Annotated in this window: 21 protein-coding genes; 10 read left to right on the top strand and 11 right to left on the bottom strand. The window is 35.9% G+C overall.

Features of this window, described 5'->3' with window-relative positions; genetic code table 11:
• Positions 1-196: 196 nt before the first annotated feature.
• The 5 genes from menB to ACKU4N_RS08050 form a co-directional block, all read right to left on the bottom strand.
• Positions 197-1,021: a 1,4-dihydroxy-2-naphthoyl-CoA synthase gene (gene menB, locus ACKU4N_RS08070; RefSeq protein ID WP_124993775.1), complete on the bottom strand. Its 825-nt coding sequence runs from the start codon at positions 1,019-1,021 to the stop codon at positions 197-199.
• Positions 1,018-2,715, bottom strand: a complete 1,698-nt coding sequence (gene menD, locus ACKU4N_RS08065) for a 2-succinyl-5-enolpyruvyl-6-hydroxy-3-cyclohexene-1-carboxylic-acid synthase (protein WP_321322287.1) — start codon at positions 2,713-2,715, stop codon at positions 1,018-1,020. Before menD ends, menB begins: the two co-directional genes overlap by 4 nt.
• 100 nt (positions 2,716-2,815) lie before the next feature.
• Positions 2,816-3,937 (bottom strand): isochorismate synthase, encoded by a 1,122-nt coding sequence (locus ACKU4N_RS08060; RefSeq protein WP_321322285.1) that lies wholly within the window; start codon positions 3,935-3,937, stop codon positions 2,816-2,818.
• A gap of 1 nt (position 3,938) precedes the next feature.
• Positions 3,939-4,355: a PaaI family thioesterase gene (locus ACKU4N_RS08055; RefSeq protein WP_321322284.1), complete on the bottom strand. Its 417-nt coding sequence runs from the start codon at positions 4,353-4,355 to the stop codon at positions 3,939-3,941.
• Between the two features lie 153 nt (positions 4,356-4,508).
• A complete protein-coding gene (locus ACKU4N_RS08050) occupies positions 4,509-4,700 on the bottom strand; it encodes a cold-shock protein (RefSeq protein WP_321322282.1) in 192 nt (63 codons plus the stop codon).
• A 527-nt stretch (positions 4,701-5,227) separates the two neighbouring features.
• On the opposite strand from ACKU4N_RS08050, the gene asnA reads away from it, so the two are divergent.
• The 5 genes from asnA (at position 5,228) to ACKU4N_RS08025 (ending at position 8,340) form a co-directional block, all read left to right on the top strand.
• Positions 5,228-6,265, top strand: a complete 1,038-nt coding sequence (gene asnA / locus ACKU4N_RS08045) for an aspartate--ammonia ligase (protein WP_321322280.1) — start codon at positions 5,228-5,230, stop codon at positions 6,263-6,265.
• 130 nt (positions 6,266-6,395) lie between these two features.
• Positions 6,396-6,920: an SRPBCC family protein gene (locus ACKU4N_RS08040; protein ID WP_321322278.1), complete on the top strand. Its 525-nt coding sequence runs from the start codon at positions 6,396-6,398 to the stop codon at positions 6,918-6,920.
• A gap of 11 nt (positions 6,921-6,931) precedes the next feature.
• Positions 6,932-7,483 (top strand): SRPBCC family protein, encoded by a 552-nt coding sequence (locus ACKU4N_RS08035; RefSeq protein ID WP_321322276.1) that lies wholly within the window; start codon positions 6,932-6,934, stop codon positions 7,481-7,483.
• A gap of 13 nt (positions 7,484-7,496) precedes the next feature.
• A complete protein-coding gene (locus ACKU4N_RS08030; RefSeq protein ID WP_321322274.1) occupies positions 7,497-7,712 on the top strand; it encodes a YgaP family membrane protein in 216 nt (71 codons plus the stop codon).
• Positions 7,713-7,968: 256 nt separating this feature from the next.
• Positions 7,969-8,340, top strand: a complete 372-nt coding sequence (locus ACKU4N_RS08025) for a DUF3795 domain-containing protein (protein ID WP_321322272.1) — start codon at positions 7,969-7,971, stop codon at positions 8,338-8,340.
• Positions 8,341-8,411: 71 nt separating this feature from the next.
• Here the strand turns inward: ACKU4N_RS08025 and ACKU4N_RS08020 are convergent, their stop codons facing one another.
• Entirely contained in the window at positions 8,412-9,761 is a 1,350-nt protein-coding gene (locus tag ACKU4N_RS08020; RefSeq protein WP_321322270.1) for a sensor histidine kinase, read from the bottom strand.
• Positions 9,751-11,133 (bottom strand): sigma-54-dependent transcriptional regulator, encoded by a 1,383-nt coding sequence (locus tag ACKU4N_RS08015; RefSeq protein WP_321322268.1) that lies wholly within the window; start codon positions 11,131-11,133, stop codon positions 9,751-9,753. Before ACKU4N_RS08015 ends, ACKU4N_RS08020 begins: the two co-directional genes overlap by 11 nt.
• A gap of 166 nt (positions 11,134-11,299) precedes the next feature.
• Here ACKU4N_RS08015 and ACKU4N_RS08010 point away from each other — a divergent pair, with 166 nt between their 5' ends.
• Entirely contained in the window at positions 11,300-12,010 is a 711-nt protein-coding gene (locus tag ACKU4N_RS08010; protein WP_321322266.1) for an ABC transporter ATP-binding protein, read from the top strand.
• A 50-nt stretch (positions 12,011-12,060) separates the two neighbouring features.
• Positions 12,061-14,430, top strand: coding sequence for an ABC transporter permease (locus ACKU4N_RS08005; protein WP_321322264.1), 2,370 nt, complete (start codon positions 12,061-12,063; stop codon positions 14,428-14,430).
• Between the two features lie 343 nt (positions 14,431-14,773).
• Here the strand turns inward: ACKU4N_RS08005 and ACKU4N_RS08000 are convergent, their stop codons facing one another.
• Genes ACKU4N_RS08000 through ACKU4N_RS07990 form a run of 3 tightly spaced genes read right to left on the bottom strand, consistent with a single transcriptional unit; the run spans position 14,774 to position 16,874 of the window.
• Positions 14,774-15,142 carry a putative zinc-binding protein gene (locus ACKU4N_RS08000; RefSeq protein ID WP_321322262.1) on the bottom strand — a complete coding sequence of 123 codons (369 nt, stop codon included), beginning with the start codon at positions 15,140-15,142 and terminating at the stop codon, positions 14,774-14,776.
• Between the two features lie 52 nt (positions 15,143-15,194).
• Positions 15,195-15,698, bottom strand: coding sequence for a hypothetical protein (locus ACKU4N_RS07995; RefSeq protein WP_321322261.1), 504 nt, complete (start codon positions 15,696-15,698; stop codon positions 15,195-15,197).
• 18 nt (positions 15,699-15,716) lie between these two features.
• Entirely contained in the window at positions 15,717-16,874 is a 1,158-nt protein-coding gene (locus ACKU4N_RS07990) for an adenylate kinase (RefSeq protein WP_321322259.1), read from the bottom strand.
• A 403-nt stretch (positions 16,875-17,277) separates the two neighbouring features.
• On the opposite strand from ACKU4N_RS07990, the gene ACKU4N_RS07985 reads away from it, so the two are divergent.
• The 3 genes from ACKU4N_RS07985 to pdxH all read left to right on the top strand — a co-directional run bounded on the left by ACKU4N_RS07985 (position 17,278) and on the right by pdxH (position 19,918).
• Positions 17,278-18,783 carry a cytochrome c3 family protein gene (locus ACKU4N_RS07985; protein ID WP_321322257.1) on the top strand — a complete coding sequence of 502 codons (1,506 nt, stop codon included), beginning with the start codon at positions 17,278-17,280 and terminating at the stop codon, positions 18,781-18,783.
• A gap of 83 nt (positions 18,784-18,866) precedes the next feature.
• Positions 18,867-19,262, top strand: a complete 396-nt coding sequence (locus ACKU4N_RS07980) for a DUF8840 domain-containing protein (protein ID WP_321322255.1) — start codon at positions 18,867-18,869, stop codon at positions 19,260-19,262.
• 17 nt (positions 19,263-19,279) lie between these two features.
• Positions 19,280-19,918 carry a pyridoxamine 5'-phosphate oxidase gene (pdxH, locus tag ACKU4N_RS07975; RefSeq protein ID WP_321322253.1) on the top strand — a complete coding sequence of 213 codons (639 nt, stop codon included), beginning with the start codon at positions 19,280-19,282 and terminating at the stop codon, positions 19,916-19,918.
• 182 nt (positions 19,919-20,100) lie between these two features.
• Here pdxH and ACKU4N_RS07970 read toward each other — a convergent pair whose 3' ends face one another.
• Positions 20,101-21,024, bottom strand: coding sequence for a PfkB family carbohydrate kinase (locus ACKU4N_RS07970; protein WP_321322251.1), 924 nt, complete (start codon positions 21,022-21,024; stop codon positions 20,101-20,103).
• Between the last annotated feature and the right edge of the window lie 372 nt (positions 21,025-21,396).

Genomic DNA, 21,396 nt, shown 5'->3' with positions numbered 1-21,396 from the left:
ACCCAGATTAATTTATAATTCCTAGTCAGGAATCAAAACTTCCTCACAAACCACAACCAATAAGCCCCTTCAGGGGTTTGGGGTAATTTTTACTTCATTCTTCTTGCTACCCCTAAATCCCCTGAAGGGGGACTTTTAAAAAAAAAATGGCCATCAGAATTATCCAATGGCCATTTTACTATTTTTAATTTCTGAATTATCCAGGAAATTTAGGAAATTTCTGAAAGTCAGGATCCCGTTTTTCAAGGAAGGCATTTTTTCCTTCCTGTGCTTCTTCCATCAGGTAATACATCATGGTGGCATCACCGGCAAATTCCATCAATCCACGCTGTCCGTCCAACTCAGCATTTAAACCTCGTTTGATCATGCGAAGAGCCATCGGACTTCTCATCAACATGGTTTTACACCAATCTACCGTCTCATCTTCCAATTGCTCTAAAGGAACCACTTTGTTCACCATGCCCATTTCTTCGGCTTCCTTAGCGGTATATTGCTTGCAAAGGAACCAAATTTCGCGGGCCTTTTTCTGACCTACGTGTCGTGCCAAATAAGAAGAACCAAAACCGGCATCGAAACTACCTACTTTGGGGCCGGTTTGTCCAAACTTAGCATTTTCCGAAGCAATAGTTAAATCGCAAACAATGTGCAATACATGTCCGCCGCCAATTGCATACCCATTTACCATAGCAATAACCGGCTTGGGCATCGAACGAATTGCTTTGTGCAAATCCAGTACGTTTAAACGAGGAACGCCGTGATCATCGATATAACCACCTACCCCTTTTACATTTTGGTCGCCCCCCGAACAAAAGGCTTTGTCGCCGGTTCCGGTAAACACAATTACACCAATATCGCTGCGCTCGCGGCATATATCCATCGCATCCAACATATCAAAATTGGTTTGCGGACGAAATGCATTATAGACCTCTGGTCGGTTGATTGTAATCTTTGCAATCCCTTCGAAAAAATCGAATTTAATGTCTTCGTATTCTTTAATGGTAGTCCAGGCTCTGGTTGTCATACCTTTGATTTTATAGTTTTAAAATAATTTATTAATACTTGATCGTTCACCGTTCTGGGTGTTTTTATTTCCAGTATTGCAGCACGATTACTGACAGCATAGAAATTAGGAAGTATGCTATTCACTTCCTCTTCATTGTCGGCATAAAAATAATCCAAACCGAATGTTTCAGCTAATTTACCGGCTTTATATTCCTGTACAGTCTCAAAATATTCCTCCAACTCATCCACTCCCGAAGGACCCGAAATAAAGCGGAAAATTCCTCCGCCTCCGTTGTTAATCAGAATAATTTTAAAATTCGACTGCAAATATTTATTCCACAATGCATTCGAATCGTAGAAAAAACTAATGTCACCGGTAATCAATGTGGTTGTTTTCCCATTCACCATAGCCGCACCTGCTGCCGTTGATGTGCATCCATCAATACCACTGGTTCCGCGATTCGAATTGTAGGTAAGTGCAGCCGATGTTTTAAATAGTTGAGCGTAACGCACCACTGAGCTATTGGCCAATTGCAGGTTTCCACCTTCGGGAATCCCATTTAGAATTTGTTCAAAAGCTTTTAAATCACTCCACTCTATCTTACTTAGATAATCAGCATGAATTTCCGAAACCTCTGTATCTCTGCTTTTCCAATATCCTGAAAAATTACTTCCGGATGGTTTTATCAATGGCAATAACTGCTTAAAGAATGCTAAGGGTGATACATCGATATGGGAAGTCAAATTTTTAAAGGTATCAATAAAATGATCCTCTTTCCCAACAAACCAATGTTCTTTAGGCTTGTTATTTCTTAAAAATGATTTAACCATTTTAGAAACCAAAGGCCCGCCAAAATTAATCAGCAGATCTGGCTTGAAATGATCTAATTCCTCATCCTTAATCGAGCAAATCACCCGATCGATACAAGGCAAAAACTCCTTATTGTGAAGATTCGATACCGATTCAGTAAGAATCACTACATTCTTATTTTGGGCCAATTCGGCAAGCAACTCATTTAATTCGGCCTGAGGATGAAGCAATCCAGCCAGAATTACAATTTTCTGATTGGAATTCACAATAGCCGCAATGGAAGAAATTGTATCGGCACTTAATTCATCAACAGAATTAATTTTACCAATCACCCGCTCAATAGAATTTGGATAAGGTTTCACTCCATACAGTGGTTCACGCAAAGGAAAGTTGATATGAACAGGTCCTAAACGACCACTTTGAGCTTTGGATAAAGCCTCGTTCACCATTCGGTTTAAATACCAGCACTCATCCTGATTATTTGCATCCAAAGGCAGTTGATAGCTTGCCTTCACAAATTGTCCGAAGACATTTACTTGCGGCAAAGCCTGAGAATCATCTTGTCCGATCCATTCAACAGGCCGGTCTGCCGAAATAACCACCAAAGGCAGTCTCTGATAAAAAGCTTCGGCAACAGCAGGTCCATAGTTCAGTAAAGCTGTACCCGATGTACAAACCAAGCCAACCGGTTTTCTTGTTTGCTGAGCTATTCCAAGTGCAAAATACCCTGCACTTCTCTCATCAACAATTACCAAACTCTTAATTCGATCATCTTTAGCAAAGGAAATACTTAATGGAGCGTTGCGGGAACCGGGTGAAACAATCACGTATTCCATTCCTTTCGCCCAGCAGATATCAATCAATTCTTTAACCCCTTTAATATCCGAGTAATTGCGCTCCATATCATCTATTTTTCTTGTTCTATACGAGAATACACAAAAGCAAAAATTGCATTTTATAATGTATGTTTGGTCAAATTTAAAATAATTTATTGGGCTTCCCTTACGAACGAATCACATTCAGCAAGGTTTGAGCTTTTAAACAGGTTTCCTCCCATTCTTTTTCAGGAATTGAATCTGCAGTTATTCCTCCGCCGACAAAAAGAGCCATTTGATTATCAAACACTTTCATGCTTCGCAGATTTACAAAAAGTGAAATCGATCCGTTCGATTCTATTGGCCCTAAATATCCGGCATAATACTCTCTGTCATGTTCCTCAATTTCTCGAATTAACTCCAAAGCCTTATTTTTTGGCAAGCCGCAAACAGCAGGAGTTGGATGAAGATCCTGAACTAAGTTCGACAATTGACTAAAGCCCATGCCATTGGAAAGTAAATAAGTTGTTTTTAGATGAACAACATTTCCTGCCTGAGATGTTACGGGGCCTGTTCGTTTGTATTTGGTTAAATTGTGATTTTTCAGCACTTCTTCAATATACAAACTGACCAAAGCTTGCTCATTGATCTCTTTAGGTTCCCATGTAATCTGATCAATCAATCTACTTGCAAGCTTTTGAGTTCCTGCCAAAGCAACGGTTTCAATTGTATTATTTTTTGAAGACAATAATGTTTCGGGACTTGCACCGATCCATGTTCCCTCTTTGGGGATAGAAACCAAAAATACAAATGCAGAATCGTAAGATTCTGATAATTTCAAAAAAGATTCTACGGCGCAGTTCAGCCCTACTCCATCTAAAATTTGAATTCTGGATAATATTGCCTTATCCAACCTGAATTGTTTTAAGTCATTAATCATTTTCGAAACCTGATTAAAATACAAAGCAGGTGAACTTTCCAGAATAACATTTTCAGGCAATTTTTCGCTCTTTTCGGTTTGATATGATTTTAATAATTGAAGAGAATCGGAATCAATTTCAGAGCCTTTTACACGAATATCACCTCGTATAAACAAGGATTTATGTGAACTTTCTATATCAAAAGGAGAAAAAACAAAGCCATTCTCGCCATCCAATTCCGATAGAAACTGATACTCTTTCAAATCCTGATCTGTTTGAATTCCTATCTGAATCATCCCGGTTTTGGGCAACTGATAAGCGAAAAAGGGAAAGTTATTCTGCAAACAGCAGCTTAAGAAAGAAGACAGCTCATTTCTATTTTCCACCATTTTATTTTTTTAATATCACATTGGTTATTCGGCACACCGAAATCAACTTTTCCTGTTCATTTAGAATATTTACCTCAACGATGTGAGTTAAGCTTCCTTTATGAATGAAATGTGCTTTAGCGGTAATTGTTCCTGTTCTCATGCTTCGAATGTGATTCGCATTAATCTCCATCCCTTTTACATCATATTTTTTCATATCAGTTTTAATTACTGATAAGGCACTCCCTACCGATTCAGCCAAAGCAAGTGTGGCTCCACCATGAAGAATTTTCATAGGCTGCCAATGCTTGGGTGTTACCGGCATCTCTGCAACCAAATAGTTTTCTCCTACTTCGGTGTAAGTAATACCCAGGTGCTCCATCAAAGTATCTGAACACATCTTGTTCAATACGTCAAGTGTATCTATTTCGTTGATCATTCTACAAAAATAATATAATCTGCAATTAGAAAAAACCAAAGAAAATCTTTCCGTGATTAATCTTCCTGATTCACTAAATCAGGAAAAAACAGTGTATAAAAAAAAGCTCAACATTACATTGAGCTTTACCAAGGAAAAATATCTTATTTTAACTTAGTTAAGTTTTACATTAACTGCGTTAATTCCTTTTTTTCCTTCAACAACATCAAAAGTTACTGAATCATCCTGATCAATTTTGTCAATTAATCCTGTTACGTGAACAAAGATGTCTTCTCCTGTTTCGCTGTTTTTAATGAATCCAAATCCCTTAGATTCGTTAAAAAATTTTACTGTACCTGTAGGCATTCCTTAAAAAATTTTAGATTATTATAAAGTAAATGTACGTAATTTGAATTAATCTCAAAATTATTCTTTTAAGTTTTTAAAATATATTTGCATTAGTCTATACAATTACATAACAAGACGCAACCTGCAGTAATCACACAAAAGCTATTTTAAAAAAAACAACAGTCATTTTTTGATCCTTAAAAAAAAACACCTACTTTAGCCATCGTAAATAACAGGAACATGAACCAAACATTTAATATCAATAATCTTTTCAACAATTCAATGAATAATTATTCATTGAAACAGGGAAGCTTATAGAATTAATCAAAATATTCAATTTACGAGCCTTCCCTAATCGGGAAGGCTTTTTTTTTATAAAAAAAATGGATAAACAATTTAAAAATAATAACAACAATAATAATTCTCCTACAAGGTGAGAAGGGATATTGTTATGCATATTTCAGCCTTTCTCTTCAACGAGAAAGGCTTTTTTTTTGAATCAATTTAACCCGAGGAAAACTCCTCTCTATCAAAAATTTTAACAAATGAAAAACTTATTTATCCCAAAAGATTACCAAAGCACATTGGATCTTGAAGCAACCGAAAAAGCAATTAAATTTATTAAAGATCAATTTCAATTGCACTTGGCAGCCGAATTAAAGCTGCGTAGAGTAACTGCACCAATGATTGTTATGAAAGGCACTGGACTTAATGATGATTTAAATGGCATCGAACGCCCTGTTGCATTTCCAATTAAAGGATTGGATGATCAAACCGCAGAAGTTGTTCATTCTCTTGCGAAGTGGAAACGCTTTATGCTGGGAAAACTAGACATTCCCATTGGAAAAGGCTTATACACAGACATGAATGCTCTTCGACCCGATGAAATTTTCACCAACATTCACTCAATCTATGTGGATCAATGGGATTGGGAAAAATCAATTACAAAAGCTGACCGAAATCTCAATTTCTTAAAGAAAACCGTAAAACAAATATATTCTTCGCTAAAAAGAACCGAATATATTCTAAGCGAGTACTATGCACCTCTTAAGCCCTTTTTACCAGAAGAAATAACATTTATTCATTCTGAAGATTTATTAGAACAATACCCCGATTTAACTCCCAAGGAACGGGAAGGAAAAGTTACTAAAGAATTTGGCGCTGTATTTATTATTGGCATTGGAGGTGAGCTTGCCAACGGAGAACCTCATGACGGAAGAGCTCCCGACTATGATGATTGGACCACCCCAAGCTCGAATGGATATCATGGTTTAAATGGTGACATTTTACTTTGGAATCCTGTACTTGAACAATCATTCGAGATTTCTTCAATGGGTATTCGGGTTGATGAAGAAGCATTAAAACTACAACTTAAAATAAGTGGAGAAGAAAAAAGAAAAGATCTCATGTTTCACAAAAAACTACTGGCAGGAAAACTGCCTTACTCAATTGGAGGTGGAATCGGACAATCAAGATTATGTATGTTTTTACTAAGAAAAGCTCATATCGGAGAAGTACAATCAAGTATCTGGCCAGATGAATTAAGGGATGCCAGTAAAAAAGCAGGCATTATATTCTTGTAAATCAACATTATAATTCGCAAAAGAGTCCTTTATTCTGGACTCTTTTTTTATTTCTCCAAATAAAAATTTCTTATCTTTAGTAAATGTATTACCACACAAAATAAATAATTGCTAACTAAACATTTACATTATGAAAATCTTGCTTTACATTCTAGTTGGAATTGGACTGCTTGTGGCTATCCTTCATTTTATGGCTCCTAAAACCTATCAAGTTGAACGAAAAATTGTTGTTTCAACCAATATCGACACGGTTTTCAAAAGTCTTTGCTCTCTTAAAGATCAACAAGCATGGTCACCATGGGGTTCTAAAGACCCTGAAATGATAATTGAATACAATGGAACCGACGGAGAGGTTGGTTCAACAACTCATTGGATCGGAAATAAAGAAGTTGGAGAAGGCGAACAGGAAATTACCAAAATAGAACCTAACTCTTATATCGAAACTGAACTTCGCTTTCTGAAACCATTTGAATCAACCAGTACCGGCTTTTTTACTATCAGGCAAGTAGATGAAGGAACTGAAGTTACCTGGGGATTTAAAGGCAATAATACATTTCCAACTACCTTGATGATGGTATTTATGGATATTGATAAAGCAATTGGTCCTGATTTCAAAAAAGGAATGACAGATTTTAAATCATTCATCGAAAAATAAATTACAACCATATGAAAACGCTTAAAAAGTCGGGCATTATATTGCTTATTGTGTTTCTTGCCTTTGTTGTTCTTGGTCTTTTTCTAAACAAACAAGAGTATCAGCTGGAAACTGAAATTAATCGTCCGGTAGAAGAGGTTTTTCAATTATTCAATGATCACAACCGACTTTCGGAATGGTTAACTGAAGTAAAAAGTTTTGAGTCAATTGCCGAAACTGAAGATAAAGTTGGCAGTAAATACAAGTTGATGATTGATAATGATGGCAAAATTGTAGAATTAATAGAAACCCTAACCGGCTACAAAGAAAACGAAATGCTTGAAATGGATTTTACAGCAGGATGGATGCACAAATACAATCAATTTTCATTTAAAAAATCGGATAACGGCACTAAAATAATTGCTGGGTATTCTATTGAAGGAACCAATCCATTTGCCAAATCCCTGTTCTTATTTTTCACCAAAACTTTTCAGGAAATCGATTCAACCAATTTGGCACGGTTTAAAAACTTTGCTGAAAAACAACCTATACTTATTGAATCAACAATTGAAAGTATTAACTAAAAACTCAACTATCATGAAAAAAAACATGGGGAAAACAGATCGGATACTAAGAGTCATTATTGCTCTTATTTTAGCAACTCTATATTTCACAGATCTTATTACCGGAACAATAGGAATAGTTCTACTTGTAATTGCTGGAGTTATGTTTCTGACCAGCCTGATTGGATATTGCCCTCCTTACAGCCTTTTAAGTATTGACACCTGCAAAGGCAAAGAGCATAAAGAATAAGATAATCCAAAAAGTACATCCCCGAAGAAAATTCTTCGGGGATTTTTAATGTCCTTTTAATCAATTTAAATGCTGTCCTAAAAGTAAAAACTCAAATATTCTTTTTCTCAGTAAAACAAGAATAAATCATCACCTAATTTATAACCAATAAGCCCAAAAACATCTTGAAAAACACTCGCAAAATAGTTATATTTAAAGATATAATTCCGTAATAAAGAATTGAAATTACAATAAAAATAAATAATCCAGTATTAAAATGAGGCGAATTCAGGAGAAAGAAAGAATATCTTACTGTGGAATCAACTGTTCAACCTGTCCTGCTTACGTCGCTACGCAGAAAGGACAGGAAAATGTTCGAATTAAGATTGCAGAGCTTTGGTCTGATAAAAAAAACCAATACGATGCCTGTGAAATAACGTGTAAAGGTTGTCTGGAACCTTGGGGAAAGAAATTTCGTCATTGTGAAGAATGTCAGGTTAGAGCCTGTGCCCGGGAGAAATTATTCGACACCTGTGCAGAATGTTCCGAGTATCCTTGCAGTAAGTTAAATGAGCTGCTTCAAACACTGGACGAAAAAATATCCAGAATAGACCTTGATGAATTGAGACGGAATAATATAGCGGGTTAATTCCCGCTTTTTTTCTTCAATAAAATTTCAGATTTCCTAAATCAATCTATTTAAAACATTCACATAACTACTTAAAACTGAAGAGAAAACTCTGTAAGCCGATCTGGTTTCGAACGAGCTGATATTGTTCCCCCGTGCAACCTCATAATTTGTCTGGAAAGATTTAAACCGATCCCAGAACCTTTCTCCTTTGTAGTAAAAAAAGGCGTAAAAATAGTATCAATCACATCATCGGAGATTCCCATGCCGTTATCCCTAACAATAATAAAGTTAACCGGATTTCCCTGCCCTGTTGAAATCGAAATTGACTTGGATTCTGTGTTTTTGAGCGCCTCAATCGAATTCCGGATCAAATTAATCAAGACTTGAGAAATTAGCTTTTCATCAGCAATCAACTCTTGCTGAGAATCCTGAAGATGGGTTGTAAATTCAATATTTTCTGTTTTAAACTCTTCCTTAAACAAAGAATCGATATGTGAAAATAATTTTTCAACGGAAAACAATTCAAAATGCGGTTTCGGAAGCTGTGTTAAATTCTTGTATTCATCAACAAAAGCAATTAAGCCTTTACTTCTTTTACGAATCGTTTTCAATCCCATCAGCGTATTGGAAATAGCTCCTTCGCTTAACAACTCCTTGCAGGCCTGATCTCCGTTTTTCTCATACAAATCGATTAAACTACCCGATAACATTGATATTGGACTTACCGAATTCATAATTTCATGCGTAAAAACACGAATCAATTTATGCATTGCATCCATTTCACCCTGATCGATTGCATTTTTTATATCCTGAAAAGCAATCAATTTGATACAGTCATCTTCCAAACGAAAATCAACAGCCTTAACCGCCAATTTTAAAATTCGGTTTTTCACCAAATATTTCCTGAGCTTTTGAGTCCCTGTCTTCACCCGAAATAAAAAATCCGGGAACTCACCATCAATACAAACCAAGTCTGAAATATTCTGAAATTCCTTAACCAGAAAGAGTTCCTTAAATGCTTTGTTGCACAACCTTACATTCCCTTTGTGATCGAAAGCCAACAATCCAACCCCCACTAATTCTACCGTATTTTGAAAGAAAACAAAATCTTTTTCCTTTTCAATTTTTACTTTCCCGAATGCATTAATAATACCATTAAAACTTTGATGCAGTTTTTGAAAAGCTTTATCTTTTTTATGCTGGTTAAATACCAATGTTGAATCCTGATATTGAAAAGCTGCAAAAAACCGGGACAAATCACGATTCGTTTTATTGATATACCAAATCAGATATACAACCTGTAAAACCCACAAAACCATAAGGCTGTAAGTAGTTACCACCATGTACTCTTTTGAGAGTAAAAACCAGAACAAAACTGGCGTAAGCGATAACAAAATGATTTGTGCAACTATCCAAACATAGAATCTTTTATAAATCATACTTTCTAATTTTATCGTACAATGTAGATCGGTTTATTCCCAACTCCTTTGCCGCAAGACTCATATTCCCGCCTGTGTGCTTTATTGCTTTCTCAATTAAAAACTTCTCGTTATCAGACAAATTAAGACTGTCTGATATTTTTTTAGACAATTGCAATTCCTCTCCAATTAATACATCAACAGCAGCTAATTTTTTTGTTTCGGATAAGATAACTGATTTTTCGATAATGTGTTGAAATTCCCGAATATTTCCCGGCCATGAATGTTGTGAAAGTTTCTTTACTGCTGATTTTTCAAAAACACATTCTCCTTTCTGATACTGATCGGCATATTTATGCAGAAAAAAATCAGCCAATTCAGGAATATCCTCAATCCGTTCGCGCAAAGGCGGTAATTCTATTGCAATAGTATTCAATCGATACAACAAATCTTCCCTGAAAGTTCCATTAGACACCATTTCAAACAAATTACAATTGGTAGCAGCCAGTATGCGAACATCCACATCAATTGGTGTATTTCCACCCAATGGAACAATTTGTTTGTTTTGAATGGCTGTCAATAATTTTGTTTGCAGATGCAAGGGAATATTTCCGATTTCATCCAGAAAAAGTGTTCCACCCGATGCCAATTCAAATCGCCCCATACGATCTTCTTTTGCATCAGTAAATGCGCCTTTTTTAGAACCAAATAGTTCGCTTTCAAATAAGTTTTCGCTTAAAGAACCCAAATCAATACTTACAAATACCTGATCTTTTCGGTGCGAGGACAAATGAAGCTCACGGGCAATTACCTCTTTCCCTGTGCCATTCTCTCCTACAATTAAAACATTCGCCTCGGTTCCCGCCACTTTCTCAACGGTTCGAAACACTTCAGTCATGGCTTTCGAAGTACCTCTTACAAATTGAGTGTTTCTATTGATCTGATGATTGATCTGTTTCTGCTTTTCCTTCAATCCTTTTATCTCAAGCTTTGAATTCCGCAATTTTAAAGCCGACAGCAAGGTTGAAAGAATCTTATTTTCGTCCCATGATTTCTGAATAAAATCAACTGCCCCCTCTTTCATTGCTTTCACCGCCAATTCTACATCACCGTAAGCTGTAATCAACACCACACAAGCATTTGCATCAAATTCCAATATTCGCTTTAACCAATACAAACCTTCATTTCCCGAATTGATTCCTGCTTTAAAATTCATATCCAACAAATAAACATCATACTCGTCCACTTCAAGCTGTGATAGCAACTGATTGGGATTCTTAATGGTATCTATTTTCGCAAAATGAGAGTTGAGAAATAATTGCAGAGCAAACAATAGCTCCTCATTATCATCTATAATTAAAAGCTTTCCTTTTCCAGCCATTCTTTTATCCATTTAAATTCTTTGGTTAAAATAATCATATTGTTGTAAATATCGACATTACATGTTGGATTTTCCGACACTATATTTCTCATCACAAACACAAACGCCTGTATTTCTGCATCATTTAAAAATGGCACAATACTTGGCTGCCAATATTTAAATCACATAATCTAAAAAAATGATACATACCAAAGACTTAAGCAAAGTATTCAGAACCGAAGAAGTTGAAACATCCGCCTTGCAGCATGTAAACTTACATATAGAAACCGGTGAATTTGCTGCCATTATGGGACCATCCGGTTGTGGAAAATCAACACTCTTAAATATTATTGGTTTGTTGGATAATCCCAGCACTGGAAGCTATACTTTTAATCAAGTAGAAATTTCTGACAAAAGTGAAAAACAACGCACCAAATACCGAAAAGGAAACATCGGCTTTATTTTCCAGAGTTTTAACCTGATTGATGAACTAAATGTATTTGAAAATGTAGAGTTACCTCTACTCTATATGGGAGTTCCATCGACACAAAGGAAAGAAAAAGTAGTGCAGGTATTGAAACGCATGAACATTGATCACCGTGCAAAACATTTTCCTCAACAACTTTCGGGCGGACAACAGCAAAGAGTTGCGATAGCAAGAGCTGTAGTTTCGAATCCGAAACTAATTTTGGCCGATGAGCCTACGGGAAATCTCGATTCGACCAACGGCACAGAAGTTATGCAATTGCTCGAAGAATTGCACAAAGAAGGAACTACTATTGTAATGGTTACCCACTCGCAAAGCGATGCGGAATATGCAGACCGGGTGATCAATCTATTCGATGGAAAAATAGTTTCGGAAAACAGAAAAGACCCGCAATCACATATCCTCGAATCAGCAGTTTTATAAAATATATCTAACAATATTATTACTTTTAATCGCCCAATAAAACCGACTATATGCTTTGGTACAAACTTAAACTCTCTTTCAGGAGTCTGGCAAAAGACAAACTCAATTCCATTATCAACATTTTTGGACTTGCTGTTGGAATGGCTGCCGTAATTCTTATTTCTATTTACGTTCAGCACGAATTGAGCTACGATAAATTCAACACAAAACAGGAACGGATTTACAAGTTAATTTCATTACTTAATAATGCCGGAGAAAAGTTAACTCCATATGAAATCGGCCTGCGTTTAACCAATGAAAACTTCGCCTCTCAAATACCAGAAATAGAAGAAATTACTCAATTATACAGAGGGTTCACACAAAATGCAAAAGTAAACGATCAACATTTCAACGGAATTCGCTGCCACTACGTAGATACCAATTTTTATAAGGTATTTACACTGGAACCAATCTCCGGACAATCAACCAATCTGTTTTCCAATCCTAATGGTGTAGTCATAAATGCTTCAACAGCAGAAAAATTATTTGGAACTACCAATGCTGCAGGCAAAGAATTGAAAATGTTTGGCAGATTATTAACAGTAAACGCTGTTGTAAAAGACCTTCCACTTACCTCTCATTACGATTTCGACATGCTTTTGCCATTTTCGGGCTATCCACAACATGCTGGTCATCAAAGTCTGGAATACTACACGTATATTTTAGTAAAACAAGGAGTTGATCGTAATTCAACAATTAAGAAAATTGAAGATAAATATACCCAGATGCTTGATGATGGATTTGGTGAATATGGTGAGGAAACAGGAGCTTACCTCCAAAGACTAAGTGATATTCATCTAAGATCAAACTATCAGCAAGATTTAAAACCTGGTGGGAATATCAATACCATTTACATACATATTCTTCTGGCTTTTTTAATTTTGATCATCGCCATAATTAATTTCATCAATATTATTACCGTTCAATACGATAGCAAACTGAACCAAATTGGTATCAAAAAAGCAATTGGTGCAGAGCGTATTGATTTAATTAAAGATTTTTTAGGAAGAACCACTCTAATGGCTGCCGTTGCACTTCTATTTGGGGTAATACTAGCAGAAGTTTTAATGCCCTTTTTTGGTCGTTTAATGAATAGAGAATTGCCTATTGATTATCTATCAAATCCCCTTCTATTTACAGGTCTTCCTGTTATGGCTTTATTTGTTGGACTCATTTCAGGCTTGTATCCGGCCATCACAATCACCCGATATACACCAGCTTCCATCATTAAAGGAAAGTTGCCAGGCAATCACGACACCAATTTGCTGTCTCGAATTCTGGTTATTTTTCAGTTTTCAGCTTCTATTGTTTTGATTTCAGCTGTTATCATTTCTCAGCAACAGATCGACTACATGAAAAATGCTGATTTGGGTTTCGAACCGGAACAAGTAATTGCAATCACCAATTTAAGTGATGCACAAAAACAAGCTTATTCTTCTATCAGGCAAGAACTTTTAAAAATACCTCAAATCTCTTCTGTAGGTGCCAGTCTTCATCTTCCTGGCGGTGGTGGTAGTGGTCAAATATTTCGGCTTTACGGAACCGATATTAAAAACACAAAAGATTATAATGAATATCGCGTAAGGCCAGGTTACTTTAAAACTTTAGGGATACAATTTGTAGAAGGAAACACATTTACCGAAAGTCAGGTTGAAAACTGCAAAGGAATTATTCTGAATGAAGCTGCTGTTAAATATCTTAATGTTGATGACCCTTTGGGGAGAATCGTGTGGTTTCATCAGGATAAATATGAAATTCAAGGCATTGTTAAAGATTTTCATTACACTTCATTACGAGAAAAAATTGCCCCATTGATGTTTAGTTGTTTTAGCGATAATTGGGGAATACGATATGTTTTGATTAAAGTAAAAACCAACAATACAACAGATTTACTTAACCAAATAAAAGAGACATTCAAAAAAGTTGATACGGAAAGAGTTAATTTCCATCTGTTTATAGACGATGTCTGCCGCGATCGATATCAACAGGAAGAAAGATCGCAAATACTAACAGGCTACTCATCGGCACTTTCAATCATTCTGGCTCTATTGGGATTGTATTCCCTTACTTTATTTATGGTACAAAAACGCACCAAGGAAATTGGAATCCGAAAAGTAACAGGTGCCAGTATCAGCCAAATATCATTGTTGCTGTTTTCTAATTTCATAAAATGGATTGCAATAGCCTTTGCCATATCAATACCCGTTTCGTATTACATGATGCAACACTGGCTGGAACAGTTTGCTTATCACATTGCCATTGGTCCGCTCCCATTTGTATTTGCCGGTTTGCTAACTGCAATTTTTGCACTCTTGGTTGTTGGCGGACAAACCTGGAAGGCAGCCAATCAAAATCCGGTTGATTCCTTACGAAGTGAATAGCAGGCCTATTTAGAAATCATTCAATAAGGGAGCACATTCTATTGTGCTTGTGCTCCTTTATTATCGGATATAATACATTTATCTGTTTCCTGAGCATTTAGAAGCGTTTCCGACGGCGCGGAACCATAAAGGAGTGGCGACAAGCTTCAAAGGAGTGGCGACAAAGATCAAAATAACGACGACAAGACTTAGAATAGTCCCGGCAAAGAGTAAAGTAGTAGCGACAAAGAATAAAGTAGTAACGACAAAATATAGAATATAAACAACAAAAAGTAAAGTGACAACAACAAAGCTTAGGGATGTCTTCTCCTAAAACAGTACCCCTCCTAAGTAAACTTAGTATTTACAGAATAGTACATGCCACTTCGTAAACTGCATCAACATTGTGTGCATCAGCAGGAGTTTCTCCCTTGACATATCCTAAATCTGTTAAACGCAAATGTGTGAAATCTGTGAATTCATTTTTACACATAACCAATTTCCCACAATCCTTAGGGCAACCATCAATCACCAAAATTTTTGCTCCCTTAACAGAATCTATCATCTCAGTAATCCCAGCTCCCACAAAGGCAAGGCATTTCATTTGGGCTTTCCCTTTTTTTTGAAGTTTCCTCGCAACCAAATCGGTTAATTCACCAACATCGGCTGCACCTGAGCACGCAAAAACCACTTTCGTACTTTTTTCATCACATCCACCAGATCTATTTTCCATGATGTTTATTTAAAATGATATAGTCACTCACAAAACCATAATCTCAACTATTTTAATTGATAATCTGAACATCAATGCGCTTTACTTTATCAAGCAGTACTAAGGGGAAACCGCTTAAATAAAACTCATAAGTAAAATAACCTCCTTTACCTAAATTGTAATCCCGGTTAAATCTATTTTCTGCATCCCTCGTAAATTCATAAATCAGGAAATCATTTTCATCAAAAAAACTAATAAAATAATCATATTTGTAAAAGCTATGATTAGACTTTACCAGTGCTTCCTTTTTAATATCACTCCGATCAGAAGTAACTAGTTTATTAACACTAACAAATTGAAAATAATATCTTTCATAAATTCCATATTCACTATCGTCATCCTTCTTATTATGCTTTGTAATATAGCGCTTTAAAATTATTTGATTTGTAACATTTAGAGGCTGCGATGCTGATGTAATTTTAAAATTAGTTGACACAGCGCCTAATTTTTCTGAAATAGTTTGAGATTTAGCTCCAAACACTATAAAAAAGAGCAAAAGGGTACTAATTTTCTTCATTTTACACAGTTTAATTACTTAAATACTATTCTTTATTTTTTCACATATCCGATCAAAGACCTCATCGAACTCACCAACGCCATCTATTTTCAAAACACCATGCAACTGATTGTATTTTTCAATTACGGGTACGGTTTTAATTTCATGTTCCTGCAGGCGTTTCACAATTTTAGAGGTGTTGTTATCGTATGGCATGCACCGATCGGTTTTACTTCTTTTATCCAGCCGGCTGATTAGTTCCAATGTTGGTACCTCAATTTCAATAATCTGAGAAATAGCAGAACCATGTTTTTTCAACAAACCATCTAAAATGTACGATTGAACCAATGTTCGTGGAAATCCCTTAAAAATGAATCCATTCACTCCGTTCGAGTTTGCAATTTTCTTTTCAATTAATTGCACCACAATCTCGTCGGGCACCAGTTCCCCGTTTTCATACAAATCAATAATTCGTTTTCCTATTTCGGTACCTTTCTGAATTTCCTGATCGAGCATTTGACCTGTAGCAAGGTATTCCAAGTCATATTTTTTGGCCAAAGCAATTCCCTGCGATCCTCTTCCTGAGCCAGGATAACCAAATAACACCAAGTTGAACAGACTCTTACTCAATTCGTCTTTAATAATTTTCTGTATACTCAGATTTACCTCCTCAATTGACAGATCCCCTTTCAATCCAAAATAAACGCCTTTGTCTTTGTAAAACTGCAAAACAGGAAGTGTTTTATCACTATATTCTTTTAGTCTGTTACGAATTACAACTTCATTATCATCTGTCCTTCCCGATGTCTTTCCTCTAGTTAGTAATCTCGAAACGGAAACCTCTTCATCTACGTCCAAACTAATCAGGCAATTCAATGAGGTATTTAGCTTTATCATCAATCCTTCCAAAATATAAGCCTGAATATAGGTTCTGGGGAAGCCGTCAAACAAAAACCCATTCGAATCCGGATTTTCCGTTATGGTTTTCTCAATAATCTGAACGATGATCTCATCAGAAACCAAACCACCCGAAGCTATAATGCTTTGTGCTTCGAGACCTAACTTACTTTTATTCACAATCTCCTTTCGCAGCAAATCACCTGTTGAAATATAGAAAAGATTGTACTTATTAATTAGAAATTCAGATTGAGTGCCTTTTCCAGCACCTGGAGGACCAAACAATGCAATATTTAACATACTATAATTTGTTAGAAGTGCCACTCACAAAGTGATGTACCACACATAAATTTATTCTACAATGTAGTATATAAACCGATCAAGAGCAAGATTTATATCCTGACTGACAAAATTTTCACATTAATCAGCACTAAAATATCAGACTTGAATTCCGTATGAATAAAAGGAACTCATCGCATTAATATCGATAATTGTCGATATGATATTTTTGGATAAGCGCTGACTCTATTTTAAAAAGATACAAAACGCGGTATTTGCAGGCTCTGCAGCAATCTAATAAAAACAAGATATTTTTACTGATACAAGATGAACACCCAACTAAGAAAGCGTATAAATTAATCCGACAAATAGGTAATTATCAGAGTTTTCTATAAATTATTTTCATAAACTAAAAATGATCAAAATGAAACTACCTAAATCTTCGTACAATTGGACCTCCATTTTAGGAGCAAGTATAGCCATAATTGCCTTTTTCCTGATCGTTTTCTTCTTTGTTATTTCTGTCCTCTTCGATCAGGGAAGTTCTTATATGGGCTTAATTATCTATATTGTATTACCCATATTTATGGTAATCGGAATGCTGTTGATCCCGATTGGTATGTTGATTCAAATTCGCAGAAATAAGAAACAAATGTTTATTTCTGAGGATATGAAATGGCCTCGGGTAGATTTAAATGATCAAAAACACAGAAATGCTTTTTCTCTTTTCGTAATCATAAGCTTCATTTTCCTTTTTCTCTCCTCCATAGGTAGTTACGAAGCCTTTGTTTACAGCGAGTCAGTGCCATTCTGCGGTACTCTTTGCCATTCGGTTATGGAACCTGAATATGTTACCTATCAAAAATCTGCTCATGCTAAAGTAGCCTGTGTAGAATGTCATGTTGGCGAAGGAGCCGATTGGTACATGCGTTCGAAATTAAGTGGTTTGTATCAGGTATATGCTGTTACGGTTAATAATTTTCCTCGTCCGATCCCTACTCCTCTGGCTAATTTACGACCTGCCAGAGAAACCTGTGAGCACTGCCATTGGCCTGAAAAATTTTATCCGAACAGAATTAAAAATGAGCAGCACTTTCTGGCTGATGAAAATAATACCGAATGGAACATCCAGCTTACCATGAAAACCGGACCTGACCATCACACACAAAAACTAAGCGAAGGAATTCACTGGCACATTAATCCAAATGTGAAAATTGAGTTTATGTCGGCAGATAATAAATCTGAATACATTCAGTGGGTTAAATATACCAATAAAGCCACAGGAGAAGTGCACATTTTCGAAGATACAATGATGGAACCTGACAGTACATTTTTTGCGGATGGTAAATTGCATGAAATGGATTGTATGGACTGTCACAACCGCCCGTCGCACGGCTATTTATCTCCTCCTGACTTTGTAGATGCTGCCATGTCTTCGAAGGAAGTTGATCCGCAAATTCCGTATATAAAATTGGCTGCAATGGAGGCATTAAAAGGCACTTATTCAACCAAGGACAGTGCTGATTTACTAATTGCACAAACAGTTCTCAATTTCTACAAAGAGAATTATCCTGATAAAGGTGCAGAGCATGAAGCTAATATATTAAAAGCGATAGAAGGCATTAAAATTGCCTATCATGAAAATACATTTCCTGAGATGAATGTTCGTTGGGATGTATATCCTAACCACAAAAGCCATATGGAAACACAAGGTTGCTTCCGCTGTCACGACAACAATCACAGTACAAAGGATGGTAGAATAATTTCCAAAGACTGCAATCTCTGTCACTCCATTACTGCTCAGGGAAAACCTGATTCTTTACAAATGGCTTTTACCAATCAAAAAATGGAATTTATCCATCCTGTTGATATTGGTACCGACTGGAAAGAGTACTCCTGTGTAGATTGTCACGCATATCTTTATCCATAAAATCAGAACAAACAAAAGCATTCTATTTGGAATTGTTTTAATTAAAGAAGATATTCGTATCTGAATTAGAACAAAACCATAGAATGAAAGGAAATAGACTGAGCGGTTCTGAACTACATGAACTAGGAATCAAGTGGGTATACAAGCACATAAAAGAAGAGTTTGAAGTCTTATCTGTGAATACTGAATTTGAGAAGAATCCTCAAATTCTGGCTAAAAAAGACGATACTTTGCATTTTATAGTGGTGAAAACCAGCACCTATCCTGATATAGGTTCACTGTCACCATCTGCTGCCGAAGAGATTATCCAGCATGCTGATAAGCACAAGGCTAAAATTTTATTTGCCCACGTTGGCGTTGCAAATGCAGATAGCCAAGACGAACAAGAAATGCAATATCCTGCAAAAGGCGGCCAGTATTACATGAATTATACTGGCCTAACTATTCTGCCAAATATTTTAGCAAATCCAAATACCTAAAGTTAAAATTCAAGCGGATGAAAAAGGATATTAAAAAACTGAGGCATGAATATGGTGAGATTGAATTAAATGAAACGGATATCAACTCAAATCCATTTGCACAATTTCAAATATGGTTTAAACAGGCAATAAAAATGAAACTTCCTGATGCTAATGCCATGACACTGGCAACGGTATCTGCAGACAACAAACCTTCCGCGCGAATTCTACTATTAAAAGAATATAACGAGAAAGGTTTTTGTTTCTTCACCAATTACAATAGCCGGAAAGGTTTTGATATCGAAGGAAATCCTTATGGCGCACTTGTTTTTTTCTGGCCAGAATTAGAAAGACAAATCCGTATTGAAGGGAAAATTGAAAAATTAGAACCAGAATTGTCTGACGAGTATTTTTTAGACCGACCTGTTGGCAGCCGAACAGCAGCTGCAGTATCGCCGCAAAGTGATGAAATTGAAAACCGGGATACTCTAAGCCTAATGGTTGAAAAATTTAAGGAAAAAAACGGAGGTGAATTTGCCCGACCTGATTTTTGGGGTGGATATCGTCTTATTCCTGATCTTTTTGAGTTTTGGCAAGGACGTGAGAGTCGATTAAATGATCGGATCGAGTACAATCTCAAAAATAAACAATGGGAAATCAGAAGACTTGCTCCATAAAACAATTGCATTTATCAACAAAAAACTCACATTCATACAAAACCTAAAAAAAAAAGTGATTTTTGAGGGTCACCTTTTTTCTAAAATAAGAATTAAAGGATAGGAACAGTGTCCATTGTTCCTATTCAAAAATAGGTATGTAGTTAAAAACACCCCCTTTTGTTGTAAAGGGGGTGCTTTTGTTATAACCGGTATTTATTAGCTGTTGCAATCGGTAAAAAATTATCATAAATCATACAAACATCCTGCGAAAATGTTATTGCAATGGCTGCAAGCTCATTTATTTGTTCTTGCGAAAGAGAAACAAGATCGGAAGTTTTAATTCCATCACGGACAAAAACAAAGGCAATTGCAGCATTTACCGTATCTCCTGCCCCCACAGTGCTAATGGGATTTATTGGAGGAACTTCAAAGAAATACTTCTGCTGATTGTAAATGGATAATCCCTGTTTGTTTGCGGTATAAATCAGTATCGCATCAGAAAACTCATTCAGCCACTTGTAGGCCTGATCTGAGTTCTTCAACTTACAAATTAATTCAAAATCTTCATTAGACGCTTTTACCACATTTGCCAAAGCCATATTCTCTTTTATAAATGGCAAAACTTCCGGCAACATAGGCAGGTGCTGAGATCTGAAATTTGGATCGTAAATTATTAAAGCCCCTCTCTCTTTGCATTCACGCAAAAATGTAAGTAAAGCAGAGCGAAATTCCTTTTTTATGGCCAAAAAAGATCCAAAAAGAACAATATCATCCTTTTGAACATCGTTGGGAAACACAATTGTATTGGGCAGTCCTTTTCTAGTCTTATAGAAAGTATAATCAGCATTTTTATTTTTATCGAGAAAAGCCAGTGCCAAGTTCGAATTGGTATCTGAAAAATAGGATATATGTTTAACATCCACACCATTGGCAGATAAGAAATTTTTAATCTGAGTGCCAACCCTATCAATTCCCAGCTCACTTATCAATGCTATATTGATCCCTAACCGACTCAAAGAAACCGCTGAATTTAAGAAAGATCCACCTGGTTTTGCTTCAACCGGAGTGTCATTCTCAAAGAATAAATCCAATACACAATCTCCGATAGCATATACTTTTCTCATCTACATTTTTACTTTTTGTTATATCTCATAATGAAGGCCCACAAGATACAAATTCAAATTTCAACATTTACTTTGATAGAGAAGTATCCATGCATAAAAAAAGTAAAACAATATTGAAAATACTCCCTCCTCAAATTATAAACATGCAAAATAAAACAAACAAATTACTGCCAATTCATTTAAATCAAAATGAAAAATAATTATCTATTAGTTATGAAGAGTTTAAAAAAATATATAATTTATAATCTTTCTAAATAAGAATCAAAACATCATACTTAAATCGTTTTCGCTTCCCGCAAATTTAGATTGTTAAAAATGGAGTGGTTAAATTGAATACAGCTTAACGATAGTAAGGTCTGCATGAATTTTTAC

It is taken from the genome of Labilibaculum sp., from assembly GCF_963664555.1.
GTDB lineage: Bacteria > Bacteroidota > Bacteroidia > Bacteroidales > Marinifilaceae > Labilibaculum.
Note: the sequence above shows the minus strand (reverse complement) of the source record. Positions and strands in the feature narration are given on the sequence as shown.